Origin of the sequence: Nitrobacter vulgaris, assembly GCF_002028545.1 — a bacterium.
GTDB lineage: Bacteria > Pseudomonadota > Alphaproteobacteria > Rhizobiales > Xanthobacteraceae > Nitrobacter > Nitrobacter vulgaris.
In genome coordinates, this window is sequence record NZ_MWPQ01000005.1 from 151,194 (window position 1) to 157,975 (window position 6,782).

8 protein-coding genes and 2 pseudogenes are annotated in these 6,782 nt (G+C 55.5%); 3 read left to right on the forward strand and 7 right to left on the reverse strand.

Going from position 1 to position 6,782, the window contains the following annotated elements:
- Positions 1–863: 863 nt before the first annotated feature.
- Positions 864–1,247, forward strand: coding sequence for a hypothetical protein (locus tag B2M20_RS02560; RefSeq protein ID WP_139372815.1), 384 nt, complete (start codon positions 864–866; stop codon positions 1,245–1,247).
- Positions 1,248–2,059: 812 nt separating this feature from the next.
- Positions 2,060–2,272 carry a hypothetical protein gene (locus tag B2M20_RS02565; RefSeq protein WP_079445528.1) on the forward strand — a complete coding sequence of 71 codons (213 nt, stop codon included), beginning with the start codon at positions 2,060–2,062 and terminating at the stop codon, positions 2,270–2,272.
- Between the two features lie 142 nt (positions 2,273–2,414).
- On the opposite strand, the gene B2M20_RS20650 is transcribed toward B2M20_RS02565, so the two are convergent.
- From B2M20_RS20650 to B2M20_RS02590, 7 genes and pseudogenes are all read right to left on the reverse strand, one after another.
- Positions 2,415–2,582, reverse strand: coding sequence for a DUF488 family protein (locus tag B2M20_RS20650; protein ID WP_309775761.1), 168 nt, complete (start codon positions 2,580–2,582; stop codon positions 2,415–2,417).
- A 12-nt stretch (positions 2,583–2,594) separates the two neighbouring features.
- Positions 2,595–2,762, reverse strand: coding sequence for a hypothetical protein (locus tag B2M20_RS20070; RefSeq protein ID WP_244553394.1), 168 nt, complete (start codon positions 2,760–2,762; stop codon positions 2,595–2,597).
- A gap of 10 nt (positions 2,763–2,772) precedes the next feature.
- Positions 2,773–2,877 (reverse strand): annotated as a pseudogene (locus tag B2M20_RS20075) (DUF488 family protein); the annotation flags it as partial.
- A 444-nt stretch (positions 2,878–3,321) separates the two neighbouring features.
- Positions 3,322–3,486 (reverse strand): hypothetical protein, encoded by a 165-nt coding sequence (locus B2M20_RS19385; protein ID WP_158081487.1) that lies wholly within the window; start codon positions 3,484–3,486, stop codon positions 3,322–3,324.
- Positions 3,487–3,781: 295 nt separating this feature from the next.
- Positions 3,782–4,141 carry a hypothetical protein gene (locus B2M20_RS02580; protein ID WP_079445530.1) on the reverse strand — a complete coding sequence of 120 codons (360 nt, stop codon included), beginning with the start codon at positions 4,139–4,141 and terminating at the stop codon, positions 3,782–3,784.
- A gap of 493 nt (positions 4,142–4,634) precedes the next feature.
- Positions 4,635–4,949 (reverse strand): hypothetical protein, encoded by a 315-nt coding sequence (locus B2M20_RS02585; RefSeq protein WP_244553389.1) that lies wholly within the window; start codon positions 4,947–4,949, stop codon positions 4,635–4,637.
- Between the two features lie 347 nt (positions 4,950–5,296).
- Positions 5,297–5,734 carry a hypothetical protein gene (locus tag B2M20_RS02590; RefSeq protein WP_079445532.1) on the reverse strand — a complete coding sequence of 146 codons (438 nt, stop codon included), beginning with the start codon at positions 5,732–5,734 and terminating at the stop codon, positions 5,297–5,299.
- 121 nt (positions 5,735–5,855) lie between these two features.
- On the opposite strand from B2M20_RS02590, the pseudogene B2M20_RS02595 reads away from it, so the two are divergent.
- Positions 5,856–6,656 (forward strand): annotated as a pseudogene (locus B2M20_RS02595) (IS110 family RNA-guided transposase); the annotation flags it as partial.
- Positions 6,657–6,782: the final 126 nt, after the last annotated feature.

Below are 6,782 nucleotides of genomic sequence, written 5' to 3' on the forward strand. Positions count from 1 at the left end.
ATTCTTGTCGTTCGGCCGCTGTCAGGATGGCTCAGCCTTGCGGCCACGCCACGTCGTTGGGCGGAACGACTGGCAATTAGTTTTTCGGTATCCGCGGAATTGGTACTATCTATTATTTGGCGTATGCGCTCGGTAAATATTGGTTCAAGCAGGCCGACCTGTCTTGGAGCACGAGTGCGCTCGTCATTCCAATATCCATCATTCTGCAGGGAATTATTGTGACGCCGGCGATGAGATTCGTCGAACGCCGTCGCAGCGCAGACGAAAAAGGCCACGTAAGAGCGCATCCGGTCGGCACGAATGAAAAATTGTTCCGCTTAGGACGAGGGGGGCGGGCTACCGCGGACGATGAATACTATGCCACGCGTATTGCCACTTCCGCGTCAGCGTCCAGATCTTCGAGCACAGCTTCAAAGCTGCAATTGCACTTTGAATGGCCGCGATTTGCGCCATCTACTGACCCGCTATCGCGCCATGCTTCCCCATCAGCGCGACAACCAAATCGCAACGCCGCTCCTTAAGTTAAATAAGGGGCAATCCGTGATCTTTCAGCGGCGCGGGCATTTTTGTTAATTTACTCGTCTGATAACCGTCAGGGACGGTTTGTGATAAGAAAAGGTTCTGGGACCAAAAGGTTTACTAGCGAACCATGTTGAATCTCGCGCGTTTAGTAAGGGAACAGGGAGGTCGCGATGGTTTCGGCACCAGGAATGTTTTTTGCAGGGATCGGCACTGCGGCCCTGCTCATTGGAGCGGGATTTGGAGGCGGGGTCCGGCTGGGAAAGGCGGCTGTCAATGCTCGGCCAGCGCGAACTGCCGAAGCGCAAGATAGCCTTCCTGCGGCTAGGGTGGTTCTACCTGCCATGGCGGATGTCACCCCGTCCAGCGACAGGCCGGCTGAAACCATCGTTAAATCGACGCCTCCACTACAAGTGGAGTCTATACCCGCTGTTGCGCCCGTTCCGGTAAATGATTTTCGCGAGCAGGACAGAGAAAGTGAAAAGCAGGCCGCGCGGCAGGCCGAAAAGGAGCAAAAGCAGGTTGCTAAGAAGGCGGCCGAACGCGAACGTCACAAGCGGTATGCAGCGCAGAAGGCCAGGCAGGAGGCCGCCCGCAGGCAGCAACACCAAGAGCAAGAATTGCGGCAACAGCAGCAGGAAGGGGTGGGGCGCTCACAACAACCAAACTTAATGGCGTTTGACAGGACCCAAGGGCCGGCTGAGCAGATTTACTTCTTCGGGAGGTAACCATCGCTCATGCCGAACTTAGGAGGTGTCGGCGTCCAAAATCCTGCGCCGCTGGCCCTTGAGCACTTCAAAAGCTTTAAAATGCCACTCTTGCTTCCTGCTTAAGCGTGACTGTATTCAGTCAAGCCAACCGGTCATACGTCGCCTCGAATCAATTTTGGCTCTGATTATATCACCCAGCCGCAAGCGCCCGGCGCCAAACCCTCAGGTCATACCCACGCTCTGTGAACGGTTGTTTTCGGACGCAACGCCGGTAAGCTCGCGGCAAGCCCTAAGGCGTCGTCAACTAAAAGCGGCCGCGTCAAACAGCGCGTCACATGTTTGTAGTGGCTGATGTATCGGTCCGTTGATAGCCGAACTTCACACCTTATGAAGGTTCTAATCGCCCGGAACTCTAAGCGCGCGGCTCCGTTTCCCTCGATGGAAAGTGCTGTTCAAGAAGCGCGTGCTGCTGAACTGCTGTTGGGTGCCGCCGGTGATGGATTGCTCGTAAAAGCTCACTGCCGTCAGATCGCCGTCAGTACCGAAAAATGGGCTTCTTCTCCGAGCTCGGAACCCTTTCCAGACCTAAACGTCCCGAAAAAACCTGACCTAGACGTCCCCAAAAAACCTGCCTTAGACGTTCCGAAAAAGCCTGACTTAGACGTTCCAAAAAGACCTGAACTAGACGTTCCAAATCGCTAAACCGCCAAGGCGTCGCGGTCCTGGGCGAATGATTTGCCGGGTGGTCTAATGGGTTGCGCTGGACATGCCAACATTGCGCAAACGATCGGTAGATCGTTCAACAAGGGGCCAGGTGGAGGGAGAGCCCCTTGCGGCTCGTCGCCATGGGCAAAGGTCTGGGGGACATGAGAACGTTTTACGTTCGGAACTCCGACGATAACCAGCGGCTCCGTATTTACCTGTTTCTCTTTGCCGAATACGACGGCGAGGCGGGGGACGGTTGGTCGCGTTACCGGTGCGCACCTGAACATGAGAAGGCGTTCGAGGAATACACAAGACGCCAGGAGGTGCGCTGGGGTTGATCGCTCCGGCTTACGGGGTGATATCAGTTCAGAACTATTTTTTAACGGTTGCCGCGGGTCGCTTTACGACGACCGGATTCGCTTCCTAAGAACGAAGCAGAGTCAAACCAGGAACTCTAAGCAATCACTGCTCCTCTAAGGTTTAACCAGGATAGCCAATGACCGCTCCTCGGCGTTCGGCGGAAGGCGTAATCTGAGCCTCAACGATCTTGCCGGGTTCGAGTATATGACCGACCGGAATCTGACGTGAGATGAGGTAGTCCGCGATAATTCGTCGGTGACATCTCCACCAAACGGCTTCAGCACACATTATCGCGGTCGATTAGCGCTGACTTGTTTCAATGAGATACTCCAGGCCGGCTATGAACTCTCTGCTCATCGCGTAATCGGCGCAGTTATAAAAGCCCTGATTTTGCCAGAACGCATTGATCTCCGGAGGGATTGTCTTGCTCTTTTCCCTTGTGACCGCCCAGCGCGGCGCAATAGACATATCCGATCTGGGCCCCCTCCAGAGCATTTACGAGATATTCCCGGTTGAAATGCGGAAACCCGCGTGATGTGGGCGAACTTCGGACATCAACCAATGTGCGGATTTCCGCAGCCATTAAGAGCTCAGTAAACTCGTCGATGGTTCGGGTGGAATGTCCCACGGTGTAAACGGGATTCGTCACGCTTCCTAACCACGCCCGCTAAGGAAAGTTCCTTCTGTGCCGACGTTCCTGGTGAACCAAGGTGACCGCGTCAGCGTTGCCGCGCATGCACCGAGTTTCTATCGTTGCTATAACGATCGGTATCGTGGTGCTAGTTGCACTGTTGCTGCGTGCGTTCGTATCCTATCCGGGCGCGGTCTGAACGGGCATTGCAAAAAGGCCCGCTGGAATGAATCGACAGCGGGCCTGATCGGGTCGGGGATCATATGGATTGTGGGTCCACCCGTTCCAGTTGAATCAATGCACTTTGATGGAGGGTTGTTCCCCTACGGCATTGCTCATCACCGATTGACCCCAAAAGGCACAGGCTTTTGCGAATCACCATCGGGCCGCGGGTACCTATTTTAATCGCTGGCGATTGCGAAAGCCGGCCTGTATTCCCTCCGCAGCGCTGACGGTGTGAGCCTCCTCGATAATCTTCAATATCTGATCGTGAACCGGTCGCCGCCTTAGTGGCATTTCGAGAGTGAGCTCCTCGGCGAGCACCTTCTCAATGTCCAACATGAGCTTAATATCCAGCAGGACCTTAGCTAGCACGTCGGCATTCTTACGAGGTGGCGCTGTGGCAACAGTTTCCGAGTGTGTCCCTGCGTTGTCGTTTGAAACTTGCTGCATCGTGTCCGATCCCATTTCTTTTGGTGTAGGCGGGCTTGGGCACGACGACAGCCGAAAATTTGAAGCGATACAATTTGAAAACATTGATAGTTTACGCGTTCTTACCAGATTAGAGAAGTGCGCATGCAGTCCTCTCCAACGTGTTGCAATTCGGCCCGCGAAACGTAGCAAGCGACGAGACGGATCACACCAGACGGATCGGAAGCGGCAACTGCATGTCGTGGTAGCGGCCTTCGTGGCGCTCCACGAACTCCTCCAAGTAGAACGGCACGTCGCGAAGTTGCAGATCGCAGCGCCGGCGGACCTCGTGCGCCACATCGGCCGAGACATCCTCCGACCATTTCTCTGATGTGTTGAAGCCAACGACCCGAACTGGGTTTTGATACCGCCCCTCAAGCATGCCCATGATGACCGCTTCAAGATCGGTTCGGTCGACATCTGTTTGGTGCCAAACGGAGCCAGATTTGTAGCTATCCAACACAAGATAGATCGTGTGATCGCGATCGTTCGGGACGATCGACGGCGTCCAACCGGATTCACGCATAATCGCCTCCACGCTCAGAACCGGGACTCAAGCTAGCACCAAGCGACTTGTTCCTAGCCTGGTGCCGGTTGTCGGCCCGCTCGATGAGCCAAAAACAAATCTAAGCGGGTTACAACTGCGGGACTCAGCGTTACCTTTTCCCCATCGTTTGTGGAGTATCGCGATGCCTTGCACCCTGAAAGACCTTGCCGATCTGACGGTAGCTCTGCGCCGGCAATCAAAGGCTGATGACGGGTGCGCTCGCGAGACCTTCACTACATCACGAGAGCAGGCTCGGAAGATGGCGAGGGCGTTTCTCGATCGTAGGAACGTGATGCTCTGATAGGCAATTCGCCAGCGACGCGACCTGCTTACCTGCGCTCTGTATCTCTTAAGATGGATCGGATAGACGAAGGCGTACAGCGCCTGGAACCTGGTTCGTGATCCAGTCAGGGACTGAGATGTAGGGCATTACAGGTGACGCCGGGTTTCCGAGTGGACGGTGCCATTGAGATCACAAGCCGAACTGCTTCATCGTGTATTGGACCAGACGGTTGATATGAGGAATGTCAGTGTGGTCGCTGATCACATCGAGCCCCTTACCGCCGCGGTCGTAAATCAAAGTGACCTCACCGACGCGGTGTTCTTCGACATTAAGGGTGAGTGTGTCCGTATTCGCGCTGAACATCGCGTTAGTTATTTCGGTGACATTCCGTGATCGGTTGACGGCCGTTTCATCACTGTCGTTGACTGAGATTAGAAAGCCATCGTTGACCGCGTTATTAACGAGCGCATTAGCGATCTGTTCGTCCAGTGGTGTCTTGCCCATCGGAGTCTCCGTTTTTTGTGCCTTGATCACGAGATCGATCTCAGCGCTAAGTGCGGCGCGACCGGCAATTTCGGCTCATGTTGCGATATCCGCTTGGCGAACGCGTGTATCTTTTTGGTCTTTGTTTATTTTCGCGGCGGCGTGGACGCGACAACGTGTGACGCAATCATGCGTCAGGATTGCGGTGTATCTGCTCGAACGTGAGTTGAATTTGCGGTACCTTCATGACGCGGTCCGCAGGTTTGCTGAACGACGCGGCATTCGGTCATCGCAAGACCGTGAGCCGATTTTCAAGGCTGGCGCCGGGTACAGGAACTTTGGAACGCTTCGTCACCCAAGTTGGCGCTCTAGCGACTCTCAAGGTCGGCACTATCGGCATGCGGGCTTTTTTGCCTCAGGCCCGGAGTAGGCCTGAACGCCTTCCAAAGAATCAAGATAAAGGCGCCAACCGCGAGTACGATACTCAGGGCGGCGATCACGATGGCGCGCTGTGCGGTATCGCTTGCCCGCTTTGCGTCCAGGTGGGCCTCGCGTTCCGAAGCAGCCAAGCGCTCGGCCGCCTTCGCGGATTGGACCTGCATGTTGTGGACGCGCCTGCCCAAAGTCCATTCGACGTAGCCCCTCAGCTTGCTGGTCGGAATCCCGAAGCATCTGATCGAATAGGCGCCCGTGCAGAAATCCTGCTGCTTGGCGAGGCGCGCCAACTGGTCAGGCGTGAGGTTCTCAATCTGCGGGACGATGTCGCGAGTGATGCTCTGCTTGGTAGAAGGTTCTGCGAGCCTCAACCGCGGCCAGTCGTATTCGCCCCCGTAATAATCGGAGACGATGACGTAATTGCGGTCGGCACCCGCGGCAAAATGGTCCGCTATCTTAAGCCCTCACGCAAGAACAAATCGGAGGGCTACCATGAAGCAGTATGTTGGGCTCGACGTCTCGCAAAAGGAAACCTCGGTGTGCGTTATCAACGAGGCAGGACAGATTGTCTTCGAGGGAAAGACAAAATCTGATCCGAACGCCTTAGCTGAACTGCTGCGCAAACGAGCACCATATACGGAGCGCGTCGGCTTTGAGACCGGGGCGATGTCGAGTTGGCTGTGGCACGAACTCCGACGGGTTGATCTCCCGGTGGTCTGTATCGACGCGCGACATGCACACGCGGCCCTCTCGGTGCGAATGAACAAAAGCGATCAGAATGACGCGCGCGGCCTTGCTGAACTGGTTCGGATTGGCTGGTACCGTGAAGTCAGGGTCAAGAGCGAGGAGAGCCAAAAAATCCGCGCCATTCTCGTTGCTCGATCTCGCCTCGTCAGCATTCGCAGGGACATCGAGAACCAGGTTCGCAGCATGATCAAAGAATATGGATTGGTGTTTCCGAGAGCCATCGCACTTCCGTTCAGAAAGAAAGTTAGTGAGCTGCTGGGCGGGGAGCATCAGCTCAGCGCTGTCATCGAACCGCTACTGGCGATCCACGAACAGGTTTGTCAGCAGCAAGGAAAGCTCGATAACCAGGTCCGTCAGCTGGCAAGGTCCGATGAAATAAGCCGTCGTCTCATGACGGTTCCTGGTGTTGGCGTCGTGACGGCGTTGACATTCCGCCACACCATCGACGATCCATCACGCTTCCGATCGGCCTCAACGGTCGGCGCCTATCTGGGCCTTACACCTCGACGTCATCAATCCGGCGATATCGACACGAACGGCAAGATTGTCATTCGGCATGCAAAATTGACCCCGTAAGCCGGGGGATCGGCGTCCAAAATTGACCCCCTACAGGTTGGCTGTTGCGCTGCCTGCTTTGTCATGAAGCAGGTGGTCGGGGATGCTGATCGTGGA